This window comes from uncultured Exiguobacterium sp. (genome assembly GCF_964277885.1).
In the GTDB taxonomy this organism is placed as follows: domain Bacteria; phylum Bacillota; class Bacilli; order Exiguobacteriales; family Exiguobacteriaceae; genus Exiguobacterium_A.
Genome location: NZ_CAXYJR010000005.1, coordinates 1,235,106 through 1,255,913, shown reverse-complemented (window position 1 = coordinate 1,255,913; position 20,808 = coordinate 1,235,106). Strand labels below are relative to the sequence as shown.

The 20,808-nt window shown below is 48.1% G+C and carries 28 protein-coding genes; 7 read left to right on the top strand and 21 right to left on the bottom strand.

The features are described 5' to 3' along the window. Positions 1-49: 49 nt before the first annotated feature. Positions 50-1,312 (top strand): hypothetical protein, encoded by a 1,263-nt coding sequence (locus tag ACHWTJ_RS08185; protein WP_394679426.1) that lies wholly within the window; start codon positions 50-52, stop codon positions 1,310-1,312. Then, a complete protein-coding gene (locus tag ACHWTJ_RS08180) occupies positions 1,309-2,574 on the top strand; it encodes a hypothetical protein (RefSeq protein WP_394679425.1) in 1,266 nt (421 codons plus the stop codon). Before ACHWTJ_RS08185 ends, ACHWTJ_RS08180 begins: the two co-directional genes overlap by 4 nt. A gap of 1 nt (position 2,575) precedes the next feature. Here the strand turns inward: ACHWTJ_RS08180 and ACHWTJ_RS08175 are convergent, their stop codons facing one another. The 4 genes from ACHWTJ_RS08175 to ACHWTJ_RS08160 form a co-directional block, all read right to left on the bottom strand. Further along, on the bottom strand, positions 2,576-2,812 hold the full coding sequence (locus tag ACHWTJ_RS08175) for a hypothetical protein (RefSeq protein WP_294746195.1): 237 nt from the start codon (positions 2,810-2,812) through the stop codon (positions 2,576-2,578). A 124-nt stretch (positions 2,813-2,936) separates the two neighbouring features. Beyond that, positions 2,937-3,266 carry an antibiotic biosynthesis monooxygenase gene (locus tag ACHWTJ_RS08170; protein ID WP_294746193.1) on the bottom strand — a complete coding sequence of 110 codons (330 nt, stop codon included), beginning with the start codon at positions 3,264-3,266 and terminating at the stop codon, positions 2,937-2,939. Between the two features lie 31 nt (positions 3,267-3,297). Next, positions 3,298-3,921: a hypothetical protein gene (locus tag ACHWTJ_RS08165; protein WP_394679424.1), complete on the bottom strand. Its 624-nt coding sequence runs from the start codon at positions 3,919-3,921 to the stop codon at positions 3,298-3,300. Then, the gene (locus ACHWTJ_RS08160) at positions 3,918-4,349 is read right to left on the bottom strand and encodes a GNAT family N-acetyltransferase (protein ID WP_394679423.1); all 432 of its coding nucleotides are present in this window, start codon (positions 4,347-4,349) and stop codon (positions 3,918-3,920) included. Before ACHWTJ_RS08160 ends, ACHWTJ_RS08165 begins: the two co-directional genes overlap by 4 nt. Positions 4,350-4,393: 44 nt before the next feature. Between ACHWTJ_RS08160 and ACHWTJ_RS08155 the strand changes: the two genes are divergently transcribed. Next, positions 4,394-5,179: a pentapeptide repeat-containing protein gene (locus tag ACHWTJ_RS08155; RefSeq protein ID WP_294741417.1), complete on the top strand. Its 786-nt coding sequence runs from the start codon at positions 4,394-4,396 to the stop codon at positions 5,177-5,179. A 67-nt stretch (positions 5,180-5,246) separates the two neighbouring features. Here the strand turns inward: ACHWTJ_RS08155 and ACHWTJ_RS08150 are convergent, their stop codons facing one another. Together ACHWTJ_RS08150 and ACHWTJ_RS08145 are read right to left on the bottom strand one after the other, a co-directional pair. Then, positions 5,247-5,969, bottom strand: coding sequence for a nucleotidyltransferase domain-containing protein (locus ACHWTJ_RS08150; RefSeq protein WP_394679422.1), 723 nt, complete (start codon positions 5,967-5,969; stop codon positions 5,247-5,249). Continuing rightward, positions 5,959-6,432, bottom strand: a complete 474-nt coding sequence (locus ACHWTJ_RS08145) for a hypothetical protein (protein WP_294746184.1) — start codon at positions 6,430-6,432, stop codon at positions 5,959-5,961. The genes ACHWTJ_RS08150 and ACHWTJ_RS08145 overlap by 11 nt, the downstream gene beginning before the upstream one ends. Positions 6,433-6,631: 199 nt before the next feature. Here ACHWTJ_RS08145 and ACHWTJ_RS08140 point away from each other — a divergent pair, with 199 nt between their 5' ends. Next, positions 6,632-7,201 (top strand): recombinase family protein, encoded by a 570-nt coding sequence (locus ACHWTJ_RS08140; RefSeq protein WP_294741413.1) that lies wholly within the window; start codon positions 6,632-6,634, stop codon positions 7,199-7,201. Positions 7,202-7,227: 26 nt separating this feature from the next. Here the strand turns inward: ACHWTJ_RS08140 and ACHWTJ_RS08135 are convergent, their stop codons facing one another. Then, positions 7,228-7,635 (bottom strand): hypothetical protein, encoded by a 408-nt coding sequence (locus ACHWTJ_RS08135; RefSeq protein ID WP_023468357.1) that lies wholly within the window; start codon positions 7,633-7,635, stop codon positions 7,228-7,230. 145 nt (positions 7,636-7,780) lie between these two features. Here ACHWTJ_RS08135 and ACHWTJ_RS08130 point away from each other — a divergent pair, with 145 nt between their 5' ends. Further along, complete coding sequence (locus tag ACHWTJ_RS08130) at positions 7,781-8,164, top strand: hypothetical protein (RefSeq protein WP_294746181.1); 384 nt, start codon at positions 7,781-7,783, stop codon at positions 8,162-8,164. A gap of 17 nt (positions 8,165-8,181) precedes the next feature. On the opposite strand, the gene ACHWTJ_RS08125 is transcribed toward ACHWTJ_RS08130, so the two are convergent. Further along, on the bottom strand, positions 8,182-8,709 hold the full coding sequence (locus ACHWTJ_RS08125; protein WP_294746179.1) for a hypothetical protein: 528 nt from the start codon (positions 8,707-8,709) through the stop codon (positions 8,182-8,184). 108 nt (positions 8,710-8,817) lie between these two features. Between ACHWTJ_RS08125 and ACHWTJ_RS08120 the strand changes: the two genes are divergently transcribed. Continuing rightward, on the top strand, positions 8,818-9,417 hold the full coding sequence (locus ACHWTJ_RS08120; RefSeq protein ID WP_294746176.1) for a TetR/AcrR family transcriptional regulator: 600 nt from the start codon (positions 8,818-8,820) through the stop codon (positions 9,415-9,417). A gap of 40 nt (positions 9,418-9,457) precedes the next feature. Here ACHWTJ_RS08120 and ACHWTJ_RS08115 read toward each other — a convergent pair whose 3' ends face one another. The 13 genes from ACHWTJ_RS08115 to ACHWTJ_RS08055 form a co-directional block, all read right to left on the bottom strand. Further along, positions 9,458-10,747 (bottom strand): MATE family efflux transporter, encoded by a 1,290-nt coding sequence (locus tag ACHWTJ_RS08115; RefSeq protein ID WP_394679421.1) that lies wholly within the window; start codon positions 10,745-10,747, stop codon positions 9,458-9,460. Then, a complete protein-coding gene (locus tag ACHWTJ_RS08110) occupies positions 10,741-11,478 on the bottom strand; it encodes an ABC transporter ATP-binding protein (protein ID WP_394679420.1) in 738 nt (245 codons plus the stop codon). Before ACHWTJ_RS08110 ends, ACHWTJ_RS08115 begins: the two co-directional genes overlap by 7 nt. Next, the gene (locus ACHWTJ_RS08105; RefSeq protein ID WP_294741406.1) at positions 11,457-12,203 is read right to left on the bottom strand and encodes an ATP-binding cassette domain-containing protein; all 747 of its coding nucleotides are present in this window, start codon (positions 12,201-12,203) and stop codon (positions 11,457-11,459) included. Before ACHWTJ_RS08105 ends, ACHWTJ_RS08110 begins: the two co-directional genes overlap by 22 nt. After that, positions 12,151-12,978, bottom strand: a complete 828-nt coding sequence (locus tag ACHWTJ_RS08100) for an ABC transporter permease (RefSeq protein ID WP_394679419.1) — start codon at positions 12,976-12,978, stop codon at positions 12,151-12,153. The genes ACHWTJ_RS08105 and ACHWTJ_RS08100 overlap by 53 nt, the downstream gene beginning before the upstream one ends. Then, positions 12,975-13,910, bottom strand: coding sequence for an ABC transporter permease (locus tag ACHWTJ_RS08095; RefSeq protein WP_394679418.1), 936 nt, complete (start codon positions 13,908-13,910; stop codon positions 12,975-12,977). The genes ACHWTJ_RS08100 and ACHWTJ_RS08095 overlap by 4 nt, the downstream gene beginning before the upstream one ends. Beyond that, positions 13,910-15,379, bottom strand: a complete 1,470-nt coding sequence (nikA, locus tag ACHWTJ_RS08090; RefSeq protein ID WP_394679417.1) for a nickel ABC transporter substrate-binding protein — start codon at positions 15,377-15,379, stop codon at positions 13,910-13,912. Before nikA ends, ACHWTJ_RS08095 begins: the two co-directional genes overlap by 1 nt. Positions 15,380-15,588: 209 nt before the next feature. Next, on the bottom strand, positions 15,589-16,503 hold the full coding sequence (locus ACHWTJ_RS08085; protein WP_023468367.1) for a methyl-accepting chemotaxis protein: 915 nt from the start codon (positions 16,501-16,503) through the stop codon (positions 15,589-15,591). Positions 16,504-16,620: 117 nt separating this feature from the next. Beyond that, on the bottom strand, positions 16,621-17,379 hold the full coding sequence (locus tag ACHWTJ_RS08080; RefSeq protein WP_394679416.1) for a glucose 1-dehydrogenase: 759 nt from the start codon (positions 17,377-17,379) through the stop codon (positions 16,621-16,623). Positions 17,380-17,485: 106 nt separating this feature from the next. Further along, positions 17,486-17,824 (bottom strand): hypothetical protein, encoded by a 339-nt coding sequence (locus tag ACHWTJ_RS08075; protein ID WP_294751589.1) that lies wholly within the window; start codon positions 17,822-17,824, stop codon positions 17,486-17,488. A gap of 133 nt (positions 17,825-17,957) precedes the next feature. Continuing rightward, positions 17,958-18,395 carry an Asp23/Gls24 family envelope stress response protein gene (locus ACHWTJ_RS08070; RefSeq protein WP_294751586.1) on the bottom strand — a complete coding sequence of 146 codons (438 nt, stop codon included), beginning with the start codon at positions 18,393-18,395 and terminating at the stop codon, positions 17,958-17,960. 42 nt (positions 18,396-18,437) lie between these two features. Next, positions 18,438-18,644 (bottom strand): DUF2273 domain-containing protein, encoded by a 207-nt coding sequence (locus ACHWTJ_RS08065; protein WP_035397250.1) that lies wholly within the window; start codon positions 18,642-18,644, stop codon positions 18,438-18,440. 15 nt (positions 18,645-18,659) lie between these two features. Continuing rightward, positions 18,660-19,202 carry an alkaline shock response membrane anchor protein AmaP gene (gene amaP / locus ACHWTJ_RS08060; RefSeq protein ID WP_023468372.1) on the bottom strand — a complete coding sequence of 181 codons (543 nt, stop codon included), beginning with the start codon at positions 19,200-19,202 and terminating at the stop codon, positions 18,660-18,662. 285 nt (positions 19,203-19,487) lie between these two features. Then, the gene (locus tag ACHWTJ_RS08055) at positions 19,488-19,937 is read right to left on the bottom strand and encodes a hypothetical protein (RefSeq protein ID WP_294751583.1); all 450 of its coding nucleotides are present in this window, start codon (positions 19,935-19,937) and stop codon (positions 19,488-19,490) included. A gap of 85 nt (positions 19,938-20,022) precedes the next feature. Between ACHWTJ_RS08055 and ACHWTJ_RS08050 the strand changes: the two genes are divergently transcribed. Then, positions 20,023-20,751 (top strand): SDR family oxidoreductase, encoded by a 729-nt coding sequence (locus ACHWTJ_RS08050; protein ID WP_058264994.1) that lies wholly within the window; start codon positions 20,023-20,025, stop codon positions 20,749-20,751. The last annotated feature ends 57 nt before the right edge of the window (positions 20,752-20,808 follow it).

Genomic DNA, 20,808 nt, shown 5'->3' with positions numbered 1-20,808 from the left:
TTATTGAAATTATGGTAAAATATAGTCATTAGGATGAAGGAGGTTTTTCATGAGACGCTATATACATACCGGTATTCTCGCAGGCGCAGTCCTACTTGCCGGATGCGGTAAAGAACAATACTTAGACCTTACATATGACGCCAATTACTGGAGCGGTATTTCGACTACCTTTAATGGTCAAGAGATACCGGACCTCCCGAAAAAACAAACCGCTGCTTTGTTGAAGGGTTGTCAGCAAAAACCTGACATGAAGCGCTTACCTGACCGATACGTGCAACACGAAGGATTCGATTTGTATTTTCTTCCTGCAAATATCCAAGGACGTGAGTTCCAACACGTTCGTTTCCTATCAGATGAAAAAAAAGACTATCTGGCCTGTCAGCCGATACGCCATGCGGATTATGCGGTCCATCAGATTAAACGAAGTGATTATCCATTCGTCAATTGGTCGAAAAAACCGATAGAACCTAAATCAACAGTCGTTCGTTTTGAAGACGTTCCAAAAGAGGTGACGGATCAGCAAAAACAGGAAAATGAAGAAAGTAAGCAAACGAATGGACTGGGGCGTTATCTTTTCCCATCGTATCAACTAATAATTCCACCGGAGGGACAATTCGTCGTTTTTACGAAGGAAAAAGACAAAGAAGAAACACTCTTTTCATCGACCGAGCCCCTGACTGGCCCTGGATTGAACCTAGCTTTTCGTGTCATTCCCAATGTCGGATTGCAAAGCTCATCGATCGAATTACGGATTAGTGGTGGTTATACCGGAGCGGGACCTAGCATTCAAGAGTTCGTTAAAGGTCAATCGTACCAAATCGAGCGAAAACAACTTCCGAACCAGCTTTCTGTAGGACAGACCGTACACTTCGCGACCGTCCGCAAAAAAGACGAAGGTAAAGTCGTTCAGGAAACATCGATTTATTTACGTCTTAATCAAAACTATAAAAAACCTGTGAACCACAAAAATGGATTTCTAGATCAAACATCAACTGGATATGTTGGATTCATCCATCAATCACCGAAAGAGCTTGTAAAAAACGATTATAAATATATTTCAGCGATTCCGGATAAATTAGCAAAAAAGATTGCTCAGGAATTAAAAGAAACTGACGTCATGGAGCCACAAGGCACAAAACTAAAGCAGAAAAAGTTAACGTTGATTCGCCAAGGGAAAAGCCAAACGTTTGAATTATTCGAACGAAAGCGATCAAAAAAGCTTGAAATCTATGTCGTCAAACCAGGATCAAAGAACGGTGCGAAGCTGTCGGGTACGACAAGTGAAGCACTTAGTGAGGTGCTTAACAAATGAATAAACGTTACTGGACCGGACTAATACTCGGTGCAACGCTTGCGTTAAGCGGTTGTCAAAGTGATACCCCCAATTTTAAATGGGGTTACTTATCGCAAATGTATGACGGAGGGCAATTCAACGAAAAAGAATCTCGCACCTTGTCAGCTAAAGAACGAACTGTCATCCAAAAAACGTGCGCGTCTAAAGTGAGCGATGCACCTACTGATTACGCTGTCGGCGATATCTATTCCGTCATGATGACGAATCCGTTCGAAGATTATGAAGGTCAAACCGTTCGTTACGTGAAAGCTGGAAAGAAGAGATATTTATATTGTCAGACATCGTTTAAAGGCGGGTACTATCCATTACCAAAGAAAGACGATGTCTTCAAGAAGACTGCTCTGACTCCACAACGGAAGAACTTTAATGTGAAGCCTACTGTATTAAAAAAAGACGACTGGTTTAATCCTGATGAGAAGATCGCAGATCATTCTGCTCGAACATTAGAACTTCCAGGATCAGGTTACCTCGTCATCGAGGCGACGGATGTCACAAAAAAAGATACACGTACGACGTCTTTCGTATATACGAATTCTTTGACACCGTTCACCCGTGATGTCGATCTCTATCTCGTCTACAATCAACAATTCGGTTCGACATACGACGTTTCGGTTCGAATACCACAGTTGTATGGTGGACGGCGTGCGGAACACCCGATCCATTCAATGAAACAACCAGGAAAGGTCCGATTCGTTCCGGGTGACGGCACACCAGAACATTATGGAACGGTTGTCGCAACGGAGAAAAACGGACGCGAATTCCGCTACGAATTATCGATTCGCCATACGACGGAACAACCAACTGAACTCCAAGAGCCGAATCAAACAACAGATGATCTTGTTGCAGATAACCAAAACGAGACATTGTTCCATCAAAAACAGTTTTCGCATATCCGTTTTGAAGAAGATGATCAAGGAAATCGTATTTCGGAAAAAGGCCTCGATTGGGAAAACATGATTATGATGACGAGTGATGAATCCGGGAAATTACAAAAAGCGATCAAGACGAGTGAACAGGCTGATGTACGAGGAAAACGGGCGAAGTGGAAATACCTGACGTTCCGAGAAGGTACAAAAGGACAGCAATACGAAGTCTATCTCGACAAGCGTGTCAAAAAGACCGACATCTACTTGAAGGATCCGAAACGTGACGTGTCGATTCATCTTTCGGCGACAGGTCGTGATATCATCCTTCCTTTGTTCGAGCAATACGAAAAATGAATCACGTCATGAAGACGAGATGCTGTAGCAAATAAATCAAGGAACACCAGAAGATAAAAGCAATCCCCTCTCGTAACCACTCTTTACGTGTCAACGGTTCACGTAAGAAGGAGACGCAAGCGAACAGTAAGACGAAGAAGTAGAGATAAATGAATCCACCGCTCGTCAAGAAACCAAAGAGCAGGATCATACCACAGAGGATGGAAAGACTAGAGACGACAGGTTTACGATAGACCATGCGATACCACCTCGTTTCGTCTATTTTGTTAGAATATACCCAGATTACGGGAAAACAATCTAATATATTATTACAATTATTACAGACAACACCCCTGAGAAGATGCCTCTCAGGGGTGTTGTCTTTATTCTGTTGCGGCGCTGTGGTCGGCGACGATCGCATATTCCGTGACCGTATTCGACGTCACGAGCGGTTTGACTTCAGAAGTTCCGTTATCCCGCTTATGATGAACACCTTTGTACGCTTGACTCTCCTGCCATGCATGAAACGCTGCTTGATTCGACCAGGTTGTCATGATCGTGACGATATCTTCTTGTTCCTGACTGATATCAACGAGGACCTGCATCCGGTGAAATCCTTCTATCCGCTCAATCCCTTTCGTCGTCTTAAAACGTGCTGAGACTTGATCTGCCGCACCTTTCACGACATGTAACTGGTTCATGACAATCCACATATTTTTTCCCCCTTTTTTCGTATACAGTATACTAAAAGTCACGGTTCTTAGAAAATAAGGATGCGTTATCGCTTGATGACGTCAAGCGTTGGATCGTCTCTTGTCCATCTACGCTCGTCGCGATCATCTCAAAGTAGAGCGAATGCGGGAAGGCGTCCGGTAACGGTTGGACGGTATGAAAACGTTCCTGACCTGCGACTGATAGTGATCGTCGCATCGGACGAAGTGGTGCTTCCCCATCAGCAGTCGTCTTATAGGGCTCGAACCGGATCGTTTTCATTTGTTTTGAGGCATTCATGCCGTAGGCGACAAGATACCGACCTTCCGGCGTCGTCAGCAAACGACCCTCGAACCAATCCGTCTCCATCGTCTGCTTGGCGCGAATGATTCGATCGATTCGTTGTACTTTGTCAGTTTGTTGCAGGAGCAAAAACAAGCGGTCGTGTTTCGCTTCAAGATACGCGACGGCATAATGCTCAGACAAACGTTCGACGAAGTAGACATCACGCGCTTCGATCGGCGTGTTCGTCATCTGTGTATATAACTTCGTGACCGTTTGTGCCGTGAAGGAAGTCGTCTCTTGACGTTGGGACATCCCCGTCAACGTCCCGAGTAGTACTCCCATAACTAAGGTGAACAGGAGTCGCCGTTTCATCGGTCGACCTGCTTGACGAGCAGGTGATAGCTGGCACCCGGCGGATAATTATCGATTCGCCCGACTTCGACGAATCCCTGTCGCTCATAAAACGGAAGCGCTTGGAACGAAAACGTCTCGACGCGGATTCGCTGAACACCCGCTGCTCGTGCCCATTCCTCCAGTTGACGGAATAACTGAGTACCGAGTCCACTTCCCCGTTCCTCTTCGACGATGAAGAACCACTCAATATGTAACCAGCCCCAGTACATTTCCCCTGAGATGCCGCCGATCGGTTGATCGTCACGCGTCGCAAGTAATGTGACGGCTTGTGTACCATCGGAGCGTTTCGTCGCATGAAATGGTGAACGCTCGACATTGTGTTGACGCACTTGTTGTCGAATCCAGTCTTGTCCGTCCTCATTTTCATTGAGTTGAATTTTCAGCATGTCTAAACTCCTTTCTTGTTATAGTAGTAGTGGAGGTGAATACGATGGAACCTACATTCCAGATTGATTGTACGAAGTGTTTTGGTTTATGTTGTACCGCACTCGCTTTTTCGAAATCTAGTGATTTTGGTCATGACAAACCGGAAGCAACACCGTGTCGTAATCTTGACGCGGATTACAGCTGTCGCATCCATGACAGGTTACGCGATAGTGGCTACAAAGGCTGCACCGTCTATGATTGTTTTGGTGCCGGACAACATCTGTCACAGCAGACGTTTCAAGGCGATGATGCACCGAAGCGACGCCAAGCAATCTATGCTGCCTTCCCGAAGATGGTTCATTTGTTTGAAATGATGTGGTACATAACCGACGGGAAACGTGATGTCACGCGTGACATCCACGATCAACTCGATGAGACGCTTGCCGCACTGACCAGGTACGCGGCATTACCTGCGGATCAATTTGAACGGCTTAATCTCATGTCTATTCGTCAAACCGTCCGACCACTCCTTGAAATGATCGCTTCTCGTGTTCAAGTTCAGTATAGCGGAAGACGCGACCAGACACCACGCGACTGGGTCGGAAAACAGTTACCCGGGCGTGATTTCTCAGGTATCAGTGTTCAGAATCAGTGGTTGCTCGCGACAAACCTGTCGAGTAGTAACCTGCGCGGAGTCAACTTTCTTGGGGCTGATTTGCGAGACTGTAACGTCAAGGACGCCGATCTGACGGATGCACTCTTTTTGACACAGGCACAAATCAATGCGGCAATCGGTAATGCCGCGACACAGTTACCGCGTCGCTTACTCCGTCCGTCCCATTGGCGTTAAACAAAAGCGAACGATAAGGAGGCACGTTCTCGGTCAATTGATCCGAAAGCGTACCTCCTTTTGCTTGTTATCGTTTATCGAGCGTAAAGCCGTCAAAATAACGCCCGCCGAATGGTGCGAGATAATCGTCGACTAATGCGATCACTTCTCGTCGGTCATCCGACTGATAGTACAACTCGAATGCCATCGTATGTCGACTAGCATAGTCTTCGTCAAACTCCGCAAGAGCACGAATCGCCCACTTCCCTTGTCCGATATAGCGACGATTAGTGCGAAGGATGAACTCGATGCTCTGTTCATATAAACGAGATGCAATCGCTAGACCTTCTGCGCGGTTCGTCACACTCTCGAAGTCGTCGAGCACATCACTTAAAAAATAACGTGCGCGCTCTTGTTCCGAATTCGTCCACGCAACAGGTCCGTCCGCTAATTGTTGAACCGCTTCCCTACGAATAGACGCAAGGTGCGGATGATCTTCGATCGTCCAACTGTCGGCGACCATTCGTTGCAGGGACGGGCGACCACGTTCCCGGTCACTCTCAAAAAACGGCTGAATCGTCTCGAAGGAATGGACGAATGCTTCGACCGGCACACCGTCGTGGATGAACGATTCCCGGTACGCCTGACGTCGACTTGCTTCAAAGATGATTACATCGACATCTGATTGTGCGGTCGCTTGCCCTCGCGTATGACTGCCGGCAAGTAAAACGGCACAGTGATCCGGATAACGTGACGCAACGAGCGGCATGATCCAGTCGCACCACTCCATCCGTGTCCACTCAGTCTTCAACTTGTTCACCAATTCCGGAAAAAACAGCCAGTTCGTCACCCGGTACAGCAACGATCGTTGCGTCGGCCCGGTGTGGCGCGAGGCCGATATCGATCGTCCACGATTCATAATATGTATCCGATCCGTTCAAGACGAGCGTTTGTCCGTTGCTAAACGTTAAGAATAAGTGCGGTGCCGTCTTGCCGATCCGCACACCGGTGATCCGTTCCGCGTGAAGCGAGACGATCAAGTGCAACATCTCTTCCTTTGTTGCATGGCGGACGACCCAGTCCTGTGTCGTCTCGACATCGCCATAAAACAGACGATCGGTCTCGATCCGTAGTCGTAGTTCAGGCGCCGTCGTATCAAACAAATTGATGAATTCGAGCGTGACATAGCCTGCGACGTGGACCGTCGCTAATTGTGTGCCGATGAAATAGGTCGTCAATAGCTGACGGGCGAGTTGATGATCTTCTTTGTTCATGATGAGCACCTCATTTAAAAAGAATGAATGGTATCGGGATGAGTCCGAGAAACTTACTTCCACTCAATTTACCACAAATTAGTCGATCCGAACATGAGAAGAAAGGCATGTTTTCGGTTTTCTGCGGCACGACGATAAGAATACGGTATACTGATGAGGAACTGACGTCGATCGTGATCGACAGAGAGGAGCTTCATCCATGCAATATTTCTACATGAGACCCTATCCGGATGATCCAGACTGTTCTTCGCAACAAGCGGAAGCCGACCTAATGAATGTAACGACACGTGTCATCGAGACGCATGATTCGGCCAAACGCCGGACGGAATTAGAACAGATGCTTGAAACACTTCAGACAGGAGACGAAGTCATCGTCACGCATCTTTATATCTTAGCCGACTCGACGCGGCACTTGATCGAAATGCTCGAGCAGATGGAGACGCGTGGAGCGACATTATGGTCACTCCGCGAACAGATTCGGACGAGCGAGCGTGCCTCGTTGTCATTTCTTGAAACAGCGCGCCATCTCGTTCAGCTGCAAAGTGATGTCATCAGTATGTCGACGCGTGCGGGACTTTCAAAAGCAAAAGAACAAGGCAAGCAGACCGGTCGACCGCGGAAGCCGGATGAAAATGTCCGCCGCGCGATCGCGATGTATCAAAGTAAAAACTATTCACTCGCTGATATCCGCGAACAGACCGGTATTAGTAAAAGTACGTTGTACCGATATCTCGAAAGCGAGACAATCGACGCAACGGATAAAGGCTGACTCCATCATGGAATCAGCCTTTTTTTTCAGCTATTTTGCTTTAAGGTGTTACCGAGCCATTTTTGGAGGGCTTTTCCGCCTTCATAGAACGAGCTGTCTCGTAATTCATACGTATGACCACCTTGTTCAATTAAGTCAAGGAACGTATTCCCGACGTCCCGGTTTTCCCATTTCCGCTGATCCGTCAAATACTTGAAACCGAAGTTACATTCGACGTTGAAGATGATGTGGAAGGGTTCCTTGAACGATTGGACGGCACGAATCATCTCGATCAAGATCATCCGTTTCGGTGACGACGCTTCGAACGTATCGAACAGCGTCGTCCGGCGTCCGTGAAACTCGATGACGCGGATCGCGCGACCGGTATCCGCTTTAAAATCATAACTCGTCCGGATCGAGACGATGATCTCGCGTTGGTCTGGTTGTACTGGCATGGTGTATCGCTTCCTTTCTCTCGGTCGATTATAGCATGGACCTGCTTGAATTTAATAGCTGTCAACGACTCAGTCTCAAGAAGGATTGTCGTAACCCAAAATTTGTCTTATACTAAAATTACCAAATACATAAAGGAGCGTTTTCGTGAAACAACTATTTTCGATACTCCTCTCGGCGAGTCTTTTGTTCACGGGTTGCTACTGCACTCTCGACGAACGGACGGACGAGCCACACTTCAAATCGCGTGCCCGCTCCATCTCCTCGTACCATACCTTCGACATCGAATATGCGAAAGGATTACGGAAGGAGCAAGTCTCGAACCGAACAGTCACCGTGACGGATTCGAACGGTGAGCGGATGCAAACGGAGATTGAAGTCCTTGACGGCAAAGAGATCCGAATTAAACCACCTCGCACGGGATACAAAAAAGGACGTCGCTACATCATCCACATTCGAGATTCGATCGACGCCCGGAAACAAATCCATACGAATACGATTCGGGAACGAACCTTCACTGTCGACCGCTGACAGACAAGGTTCTTTTTTTATTTGGATCGAGCCGGAAAGACGGTGTAACTCATCGAGATGACCCCATCGATCACGAGGACGAGTCCCCACAATTGTAACGTCCGTAAGAGACTCTCCGTCTGCTCAGCATCTCCCAGCCACAGGATCATGGCACCGAGTAACGCCCCACCAATCAAAAAGGCCAGCACATGCCGATAGAACCCATTTCGCTCTTTACGCGCCTTTGAAATTCGCTCCCGCGATACTTGTTCTCGCAGGATGAACCGGCGATACCTCTCGTCCGCCCAGGCAATCATCTGCTTGCCGAATGCGAGTGAGACACCGATATAGATCGCAGCAAGTCCGTGCGCGAGCGTTGCGGTACTGCCGCGACTTAAATCAAACACGGTTAAGAGCAGTAAGACGATATCAATGACCGGCGACATCGCCATCAATCGAAAACCGAGTCTTTCGCGCCTGAATCCATAACGTACGATCAGTCCAGCGACGATGAAGACCCAAAATAAAATCTCACAACAGACAATTGCCCAAGCGACGAGTTGCATATCAATCCTCTCCTTTTTAATACGACTGTATCATAAAGATAACATCTCTTTCATAGTTTGACTAGTCTTTTTAATACATTCGTGCTAAAAAGATGATATACTCAATGTATGCCAAAACAAGTCAATCACGAAGAACGCAAACGCCTCATCGCCGAAGCAACGTGGCGCACGATTTCTCAAGTCGGTATTGAACAAGCAAGCGTCCGGACGATCGCCAAGGAAGCGGGACTCTCGCTGGGTGCCTTGCGGTATTACTTCACGACCCAGAACGAGTTGCTTCGTTTCTCGATGGACCTCGTCCAAGAGCGGGTCCAAGCACGCATCACAACCATTTTCGAGAAAGGAGGAACCCCGGAAGAAACGTTATGTGACGTCTTACTTGAGGTCTTACCTTACGCACCCGAGTATCAGCTCGAGATGCAAGTTTGGTTTCAATTCATGATGTCCGCGTATACGTCGCAAACGACGGAAAATCCGGATGATATCTATCATATGGTCCAGGTACTGTTGACACAGATCCCGGACGGTACACTCCGAGCGGGTTTAGACATTGCGCTTGAGAGTGAACGTCTCGCAGCACTCGTTGACGGGTTAGCCTTCCATGCTCTGTTTCGACCGGAACGATTACCAAAAGAACGCCTGCGTCATGTGCTCGTCCATCACTTGAACGCCCTCTTCGTCCGTCCTTTAGCGATCGACGACAAATAACCCGCTGTTCCCTTTGCGCACGAGGGAAACAGCGGGTTTTTCATCGTTTTGCTTCTACGAGAATCAACGATAAGGAGCGAATCAAGAAGAACGTCAAAAACGCTGCCCAGACGCCCTGATTTCCAAAAGTCGGTGTCAGCAGGAGGACGACCGCAAAACCAATGCCTGCTTGAATCATCGAATTTCGGACGGGTGTTGCTTCAACCCGTCCGGCAAAGATGCCTTCATAAATCATCGCCCAACCGGCGAGAAGCGGTAGGATGATGATCCAGAAGTAATAATCGCGCGCTGCGTTTAGAATTGCCTCTTCTGAAGTGAACAACTGAAGAAGCGGTGTCTCAAGGGAAAGGAGCACCAGTGACCAGAAGACGACCGAGTAGAATCCGAACGTCTGTGCCAAACGGACACTCGTCCGGTATGCTGTCTGATCCTGATTTCCTCTTGCCCGACCGACGAGAACGGTTGACGCATGACCGAGTCCACCGAACCAGTACGAAATCAAATACTGGATTTGTAGCAGAATCGCGTTGGCTGCGAGGACATCCGGTCCGAATTGTCCTCCAGCACGTGTGAACCAGCCGGTAACGAGTAGAAGGAAAATCGTGCGAATGAACAAGTCACGATTGACTTGAAAGAATTGACGATAGGCTTGCCACGCCGTCAAGGCACGCCATTCATCACGTGTCATCGACAAATGACTACGGATTAGGTACAGAGCACAGACGACGATGCTGATCTCCGCGATGACGGTCGCAACCGCAATTCCAGCAACTCCGGCATTCAATCCGTAGACGAAACCGATATCGAGAACGACATTGACTCCTGTACTGAACAATTGGACGAACAAGGCGTGCTTGACCTGACCGGTACCGATCAACCAACCGAGTAACGCATACCCCATCAACACGAACGGTGCGCCAATCATCCGGTATGAGATATACGTCTTGACCGCACCGAGCAAGTCAGCGGGTGGCGCAAGTAAGTACAGTCCGATTTGCTCGAGCGGCTGTCGAAACAACAGGATAAGTAGACCGATACAAGCTGCTAGAAACAACGGTCGGTAGAGGGACGTCCGTAAGGCATGCCCGTCATTCGCCCCGCTGGCTTGAGCGCTGAATCCTGTCGTACTGACTTTTAAGAAACCGAACAACCAATAGATCGTATTGAAGAAGACGGCTCCGACGGCGATACCGCCGATCGCCCGTGGATCACCGGATTGACCGATGACGACGGTATCGGTCACGCCAAGCAAGGGTGTCGCAATACTTGAGAGAATCAGCGGATAAGCAAGTAACCAGTAAGTTTTGAGTGTCGGTTGTGCGTTCACCATGTTCCGGCCTCGACGAATCGTTGGGTATACGCACCACCTAATTCCAATCGATCAATCAAATCAACAGCACGACCGTCACGTAAGACGAGTATTTCCGAACAGAGGCGCCGGATGAAGTCGATATCGTGCGAGATCAGTACAAGACTGACACCGAGTGTCTGTTGCAGGCGTTCTAGTAGCTCGATGATCTGTGCGCGAGAGACGACATCAAGTCCCGTCGTCGGCTCATCCATCACAATGATGTCGGGTTCAATCGAAATCGCGCGGGCGATCGCGGCACGCTGAATTTGTCCCCCACTCAATTGATGAGGCAATCGATCGAATAACCATTTCTCGACCCCGACAGCAAACGCGAGGGCAGTCATGAGATCCTCTTCTGACGTAGCTGGGAAATGCCGCAAAATCGGACGATGCTGACGAAACGGTTCAAGAATCGATTCCCGTACCGTCCATTCTGGATTAAAGGAAGCGAGAGGATGTTGAAAGACGGCTTGAATAGCTCGTCGCTCGTTTTGTTGCCCATTCGGAAATACCTTTCCATGCAAGGAAATCAAACCATGCGTGGGTTTAAGAAGACCGAGGATCAATCGTCCGAGTGTCGTCTTGCCACTCCCCCTCTCACCGATGATGCCAATCGACGCCTTTTTCGTCACGTGAAACGAGATATTCGACAAGATTGACTGATCCTTTATCTGATAAGTAAGATCTGTTACGGATAAGACTGGGTACATGAACTCTTCCTTTCTTCTAGTGACGTACGATGTGCCTGCATCAAGGCAAGCGTAAATGGATGACGACTTTGCTCGATCATCTGTGGTGTTCCCGTCTCGATGATTCGTCCATCCTGCATCAAGACGAGTAGCTGTCCATAATGTAAGGCAGGTCCTAATTCGTGGGTGACGAACACAATCGTTGCCCCGTACTGGTGTTGGTACTCAGTCAACCAGTCGAGTAAACGCCGGGTCAAGACGGGATCGAGTGCCGTCGTTAATTCATCCGCTAAAATCAACCGTGGTTTTAAGGCAACGGCAAACAGAATCGCAAACCGTTGTAATTGCCCACCACTCAACTCTGCTGGATACCGATCCAACCAGGTCGGGTCCAACTCAAGTGTTCGTAAGACGTCATTGATATAAGGGTGATTGATCTTGCGCCCATGTGCGCGAAATGTATCCCGTAACATCTGACGCATCGTTAAAAACGGAAGAAACGCATCGGTATACTGCTGCGGTATGTAACCGATATCGAGACCACGCCGAAGCGGTTCGTCCGAGATAACTTCTCCGCTTGACGAAATTCCGTCCGGCAATCGATCCAGTAATCGTTTCAACAAGAGCGTCTTACCGCTCCCGCTCGCTCCGACGAGACAGATGAATCGATGAGCTGGTAGCGATAGATTCACGTCATGCAGAAGGACGTGTTTCGCCCGAACGTGTAAGCTCCGAATCTGAATCATTTACGTATCCTCCTTTTTTCTTCATCCACCGCGTCCATCCCATCGTCGCGACGACGGTCAAGACGATGCAAGCACCTGGCAAAAGCATGAGCCGGGGTGCCGAACTGAAATAGGGACGTCCTTCATTCAACATCGCTCCCCACTCTGGCAGTGGTGCTTGGACACCAAGCCCGATATAAGAGAATGCCGATAAGAATAAGATGACTTTGCCGACATCCAAACTCATTAACACGACGACTTGCCGAATGATAGTCGGAAGGATGTGGCGTCGCAAGATCATACTGTCTGTTAACCCGTTGATGCGTGCCATGCTGATGTATGGCTTTTGCATCGTCTCGGTCACGAGTGTCTCGCTTAATCGAGCGTAGGAAATCCATTTGATGAGTAAAATCGCAAAGATCAAACTTTGAGGACTGGCACCAAATAATCCGGCGATGACAAGTGCTAGAACGGTGTCCGGAAAAATCACGAGACCATCTTCTAATCGATGAATCAAGTGCTTGAGTCGTCCATCATAAAAACCGGCTAGACAACCAAGACAGGTACCGATGCATGCTGTGAGCAACACCGTAAGTAGGCTGAAACCTAAGGATATCAAACCAGCTAAAAAAAGACGAGCTGCGAAATCTCGTCCTAAACCGTCTGTTCCGAGCCAATATTCGAATGAAACAGGCTCAAGTCTTTTCGCTACGTTTGTTTTAAATGGATTTTTAAATACGGTATATGAAATAAATAATAGAAGACATCCCCAGAAAATAAGCCATCTTTTTTTCATGTGTGTGTTCCTTTCTGCCAATCTGGTCGTAACGCCCAGTTTAGCGACCGGATACCTTGATGCAAGACAAGAATGACTCCTGTCGTCAGCAAGATGTACCCTTGGATCAGTGGGTAATCGCGTTGTAGAATCGCATCGACCATTAACTTACAGACACCTGGATACGCGAACAGGACTTCGAGGACAACGACACCTCCGGCAAGACTGCCGAGCGTCAGACCGAACACGGACAGGACCGGTGGCACACTGCCGCGTAACGCATAACGCCAAAGGATCGTCCGCTCGGATATCCCACGCATCCGTGCCAACTCGATGTACGGTTGGCTCAGTTCACGGCGTAGATTCAGTCGAATCAATGGAATATAGACGCTCGCAAGTGGAAAGCCGAGCGATAGAGCCGGGAGGACGAGTGACGTCATCCCTTCCCGTCCCATCACAGGTAACCATCCGAGACGGACGGCAAACAGATCGACAAGCAACAGACCGATCCAAAAGCCGGGCACAGCCGCTCCGCTCATGCTGACAAGGTGCGCGAGACGGACTACGCTTCGGCGCGTCGTCAAGGCGCTACCGATTCCAAGGGGTAAAGCGATCAATAAGGCGATGGTGAGACCGCCCAAAGCCAGCTCCCCCGTCACGAGATAACTCTCTAACAACATCTCGATGACCGGTCGCCCCGTCTGTAACGAGTTTCCGAGACGTAAGGTAAATATGTCTTGCAGCCAACGGACGTACTGGACGAGCATCGGCTGATCGTATCCTAATTCACGGCGCGCGGCCTCGATTTGTTCGGGCGTTGCTGATAATTCATCGATATTCAATAACGTCAAGACCGGATCACCCGGCAGTAACCGTAACAAGACAAAACAACTGAACGTGATGAGTAGAGTGAATAGACTCAGCGATAGCAGTCGTTTGACGATCGAATGCATCAATCGGTCACCTGCAACGTGTTCGTGATCATGTAGTATTCACTCTTTTCCGTTTTCCATCCTTTGACGCGTTTGCTGTCATAGGCAACAAGTGTTGAAGGATGGAGCAAGAAGCTATTATAGCGTTTCTCGTCGACATATCGCGCGATTTGCTCCGCAAGCCGTGAACGCTTCTCGATCTGAATCGTTTCATTCAACGTCTCGATCTGTTTCGTCAACTTCGGATCCGCGACACGACTGAAGTTCAGTCCTCCGTTCGGATGATAGGTCGCGTTCAAATAGTAACCAGCATCCCCACGCGGAGCTGTCAGATTGCTGTACGTCGCGATATCCCAGTCCCGGTTACTCGCCATGTATTCTTCCGGAACATCGATCTGTTTAATTGTGATCGTCACGCCAATCTTTTTCGCGTCATCTTGAATGACTTGGGCGATTAACGGCAGGTCTGGTCGAGCCGCATACGTCAATAAGGTCAGTTTTAAAGGACGGCCGTCCTTTTGCATCCGTCCGTTTTGTTTTGTATACCCGGCTTGTTTGAGCCATTCTTCAGGCGACTTCTGCACTTGTTGCGGGTAATCCGGAGCAAACGGGAATGACGATATGAACGGACCACGTGCTGGCACCGCATATCCTTGGAGGACGTGATCGACGAGCTGCTTTCGATTGATCAAAGCATCCATTGCCTGTCGGACTTCAAGCGATTGCATCGGACCGTTCGCGACATTCATTGTCAACTGATGGACACGGAACGTATCCGTCGCTTGGACTGTTAATCCTTCAGACTTCAACTGCTTGACACTCTCGATTTCCGGTCGATAGACGATGTCCGCCTGTCCGGCACGCAAAGCGTTCGTCCGTGCGCTAGCATCTTCGTTGAAGACAAAATCAACGGAATCAAGTTTCGCTTGTGCTTGCCAATAGGACTTGAAACGTTTTAACTCGACTTTTGTTCCTGGAGCAAACCGCTCGACTTGGAACGGACCGGTTCCCATCGGTTCCTTCGTCACCCCGCTCGCTTTCGTGTCGATGATTGCTGTGTTCGGATTGACGAGTTCCGAGATGAACTCTGGATATGTCGTCTTCGTTTGAATGAGCAGATCGGGTCCGTCCGTTTTGATCGTCTCGATATTCAAGGCATTCTTGACACCTGGATTTTCGTCGATTGAGCGTTCGAGAGACGATTTGACGGCTGCCGCATCAAGTTGTTTCCCATTATGGAACGTCACGTCTTCCTGTAAGACGATCCGCCATGTTCGCTTTCCTTCGTACGACCATTTTTTCGCAAGCCACGGCTCGACCGTCAATCGTTCGTCATCAAGACGGACGAGCGTCTCCGTCACCCTTGAGCGAAGCGGAACATAACTACTGTCGCGATGCGGATCGAGCGATTGTGTCGCGAAGTTATAGACGAACGTCAAATGGTTTTGCTCTTGTGGCGTATCAGAAGCAGCACAACCGGCAAGTGTCAAACCGAGGAAGACGCTACCGATAAGGCTCGTTGTTTTATATGTAGATATTGTTCTCCACCTTTAATTCGGAATCATTACGTTTTACATCATATCGTAACGATTCCGATTTAACAAGCGCCTTTTCTATTTCTCTATATTGAATTCGCCATCAAAAAATACCGAATCCACAACAAACGAACAGCTCGTGTGATTCGGTAGCGGTGTATTTCTTATAAGACGTCGACGAATTGTTTTGCCTGACGCTCGAGTTGTTTCGCTGAATCAGCCAATTGATCGAACTCACTGACCGTATGTTCGAGTTGCCCCGTACTGTCCTTGACCTTAGACGAAATCCGCTCGATGCTGTGCGAAACGTCTTCAATCCGTTCAACAATCCCTTCAATGTTGTTCTTGATCTCCCCGATTGAGTGGGACACTTTATTCGACAGGTTTCGGACTTCGGTCGCGACGACATCGAACCCGCGCCCATGTTCACCAGCACGTGCCGCCTCGATCGCCGCATTCAAGGCGAGTAGATTCGTCTGCGCCGCAATATCACGGATTGTCTTGACGATGTCGGTGATCGAGTTCGCATCCTTTCGTAAGGCAACAAGGCTCGACAAATTCTCGACAGACTCCGCCTCGACTTGTTGGACGGTCGCCAGCACGTTCAGACCATCCTGACGACCACTCTCCGATTTGACCGTCAAGAACGCGGATGTCTCGTTGAGTTCAGCCGCCATCCGTAAAACATCCTGTTGGCGAATCGTAATGTCCGATGCAATTTTTGAGACGCCGACGACCCGGCGTCCGTCATCTGAATAGATCGGCATATACGTTGCTTCGAGCCATTTCTGTTGCCCATCAGCAGCTCGGCGTTCAATCTTGTCCTGATACGTGATGCCCTGCATCAATTTACGCCAAAACAACTCATAATCTGGACTGTTGACGTATGCTGGAAAGCAAAGATCGCGATGGTATTTACCGATTAGCTCTTCCACTTCATAGCCCATCGTCCGTGCAAACAACTCATTGACGTATGCGACTTTCCGTCGATCGTCAAAGCGAATGATTGCCAGATTTTGCTCGATTGCCCGAATGACTTGTGTGTCGGTAACGTGTGCTGCCTGTTCCTGCATCGACATGCCGATTCCTCCCTGGATTCAAACTAATGGCCATAATGATCCTATTTGTCATATTATCCCTTATATCGACAAGTTCCTGCTAGTTTAAACTCTAATCTAGTAAATAAGGTATTTAATTCAATATGAACTCCATCCTCCATCGGCAATGACGATTGCTCCGTTGATGAAACTCGCCTCGTCAGATACGAGGAACAATGCCAATTTTGCAATCTCATCCGGCTGACCGGCACGAGGATTGAGTCCCATGCCGAGCATCGCGCGTCCCATGCCGAATTCATTCAGGTTCGTCATCGATTGGCCGATGTTCGTCTCGACGGCTCCGGGTGCAATCCCGTTACACCGGATCCCCTCTCCGGCGTAAAAGAAGGCGGTATTCTTCGTCAAACCAATGACGGCATGTTTAGAAGCGGTATAGGCTGCTCCTGCCCGGGCACCGTTCAAACCGCCGATCGAGATGTTATTCAAAATGACACCACCTTTTACTTCCTTGAAATGCTTGACCGCTTCGCGCATCAGACGCATCGTTCCCGTCGTATTGACGGCGAGAACGTGATCCCAGCGTTCATCGGAGATGTCTTCCACTCCCTCCATCCCGTCCATGATACCGGCATTGTTAACGAGAACGTCCAGTTTTTCGAATGCATCGATTGTCTGTTTGATCAATTCTCTTGCCGCGCTAGGCTCGGCGATATCACTTACAACAGCGATCGCTTCTCCACCCGCTGCCTTGATGGCAGAAACGACCCGTTCAACGGTGTCTAACCGAATGTCCGCCGCGACGATCCGTGCGCCTTCTTTTGCAAACAATTTAGCCATGGCTTCACCCATTCCTGAGCCAGCTCCCGTGACAATGATCGTTTTACCTGTTAGTCGCATCGTGAATCATCCTTTCGTTTATCGTGATACTAATCTATTCCCTAAAAAGGCTCTAGTTTAGTTAACCGTCGTGTCGATTCCACGAAAAAAGACCTGACGCTTTTCGTCAGGTCCTGCAGTTAATGCGTTGCAACTGTTTTAATGCGACATCGACATTGAGACGCTTTCCGGTTTTCTCCGATTCTTGGAACATGCTCGGATTAAATAATCTAAATTGATGGTTGATCCAGTTTTGTCGATAGATTTCGTGTGCTTGTTTTATGATTTCTTCGTCTGACAACTGTTTCATGTCTATTTCCATGCAGTCAAAATCATCTACACCAAACTCGAAACCACAGCTTGGACAAATTTCGTTACTCCCCGCAAAGTGTTGATAATATGGTGGATCTTTAATTTTATCGCACCCACACACAGGACAAATATAATACGGATCGTTTGGTTTCAAAGATACGATGCCTCCTTAGATAATGATTATTCTTATATCTATCGTACCCCATCTAATCGTTACTTTAGAGAGGAATTCATGTTATGAACACATAAAAAAAGACCCGACGATTTCGTCGGATCTTTTGACTTCCTTATTGCAGTTCGCGGCTTTTTTCTTCTTGTTCGCTGTTCGATTTATTTTTCGCTTCAAATTCAGCGCGTGTCATGACGTCCTCGACGTGCATGTTGACTTCAACGACTTCAAGTCCTGTCATGTCGCTGATTGATTTTTTGATTTTAGCGACCGTCTCTTGGAAGATTGACGGAATGTTTTTACCGTATTCAACGATGACTTTCAAATCGAGTGCGACTTGGCGTTCGCCGACTTCCGCACCGATTCCTTTCGTGATGTCTTCCGAACTCCGGAGACGATCCGTCAGTCCACTCATGAATCCACCACTCATTGACAAGATGCCTGTCACTTCATTCGATGCGATTCCTGCGATTTTTTTGATGACTTGATCTTCGAACGTCAATTTATTCTCGCGTACCACTTCGTTTTCAGTTGTTGTGTTTACTTCGTTTGCCATTTGAAATCTCTCCTTTTGAATGTGTAGTTAGATATATATGAATCAGTCCCGTTGAAAGAACTGAATCCACCCTTCGATATCGAGCGCACCATCGCGCCACTTCCCAATCAAGAATCCGATCGCTGCGAAGGCAACGATGAGGATCGTCGGACCAAAGCCAATCGTCAAGAATAAGATGGCGAGGATTAGACCGACAAGTCCTCCGATCAGTCGGAACCGATACGGATAAAGTGCTTCCCTTGTCTTCATGTTCCCTCTCCTCTCTTAGACGACACGTTCCGATGTTTTCGTTTTCGTGTCACTGATTGTGACCTTCGTACTCGTAACTGGCAACTCGAGTAAGGATTCGACGGCTTGTTTAGCGCGTTCTTGGATATCCTTCGCAATCGTCGGCAGTCCCTCTTGTCCAAAGACCGAGCAGTCGACTTTTAAAGCAACCGTCTCTTTTTTCGAATGGATATCGGCATGGACACGCGGTGTCCGTACGCCACCAATCCCACGAATCGACTCCAGTGCCGTCCGTTCAATCGTTTCCTTCGAAATCGTGATCGTTCCGTCACCCGTTTGAATCAACAGACGTTGACCTTTTGAGCGGCTGAATAATCCTGTGAATAATAGAATGACGAATACGAATGCTAAAAACCCTCCGATGGATAGAACGGTATAGCTATACCATTGCTGATCCTGCCACTGCTCAATCAATGAACTGAGCCGTGGAACATCATATACACCGAGCACAAGCAGCCCGACACTGACGAGTCCGAGTATGCCTATGATGACGAGCAAGAATCGATTGAACCCATTCATCTGCACCTCTCCTTTACGATTGTTAACTTCTTTCACCTAGGTGATTCAACACATGAATTATTATGTGTATGATGTGTTTATTCCCGTTCATTCGAACCCGAAACATTTACATACACTTTTGTTAAAATGTTCATATATTCTGATTTTTCAGACTATATTCGGTGAAACAAGTGGTTTATTTACTATATTTAACGAAAAAAGACCTCTTTTAATTAAAGAAGAGGTCAACGATTCATTTATTTATCATTACACATATATCCTGTCAATATGTTTTTATCTCACCTTTCATTTCACTTCAATTGGAAAGGCGAAATCGCCACCCCCTTCTTTCCAGTCGGCTGTAATCTGGTAAACGTATCGTCCGGGAGTCGAGGGAACTGTGATCTGCCCAGTCTTCTTATACGTTTTAATTTCTTTTTTATCCTCGACCGACCATAGAACAATCGTGACAGACTTCGGAGTTGGTCCCTCTTCAAAACGAATCGTCAAGCGATCTTCAGGCTTTGCTAGCGTACTCGGATCGTCTTTTACTAAATCGATGGCTTCTGCCTTCGCATCCGCTATTTCTCCGCGAAACATTCCTGACCAATCGTAGGTACCGATAGACACCTTCACGTCGCGACCCTCGATGGTTACAGTAGGTTCTGGTGGTTGATGCCGAAATGGATCAAGCGATAAAAACCATCCGATTGCCATTGCAATCACGATCAACCCGATCCATACATAGCGTTTCATAAATAAACCTCCTATACGATGTTTTTAAATCAACAAAAGCGGCAATACCTTTCAAAGAGTACGTTATTCAGAAGGAGGAGTTCAGATGATTCAGGATAAAGTTGTCATCATTACAGGGGCATCAAGCGGAATTGGGGAAGCAACCGCAAAGGAACTTGCGAAACAAGGTGCAAAACTCGTTCTTGCTGCACGCCGGGAAGATCGTTTGCAAGAACTCGTCAAAGCCGTTGAAGCAGAAGGTGGTCAAGCCGTCTATCAAGTGACAGATGTCACGGATCGCGAACAAGTCGACGCACTTGCTAAACTTGCAAAAGATAAGTTCGGCTCAGTGGATGTCATCGTCAACAATGCGGGATTGATGCCACTATCACACCTCCATAAGAATCAACAGGATGAATGGAATACGATGGTCGACGTCAACATCAAAGGTGTCCTCCACGGAATCGGCGCCGTCCTGCCGTACATGCGCGAGCAAAAAAGCGGACACGTCATCAACATCTCGTCTGTCGCAGGTCACGAAGTCATGCCGTCAAGTGCAGTCTATAGTGGTACGAAATTCGCTGTTCGCGCGATCACGGAAGGTCTTCGCAAGGAAGAATCGGTCGACAATCATATCCGCGCAACGATCATCTCACCGGGAGCGGTCGATACAGAACTGAAGGACCATATCTCGGATGAAGAAATCAAACAAGGGATTGGTGACTTGAAAGCGATCGATGCGAGCGCGATTGCGCGTGCCATCGCTTATGCTGTTAACGAGCCAGAGGATGTCGCGATCAACGAGATCTTGATTCGTCCAACGGCTCAACGTTAATTGAATGTAGAATTTATTAACAGGACCCCTCATTAGCCAAACAGCTAACGAGGGGTC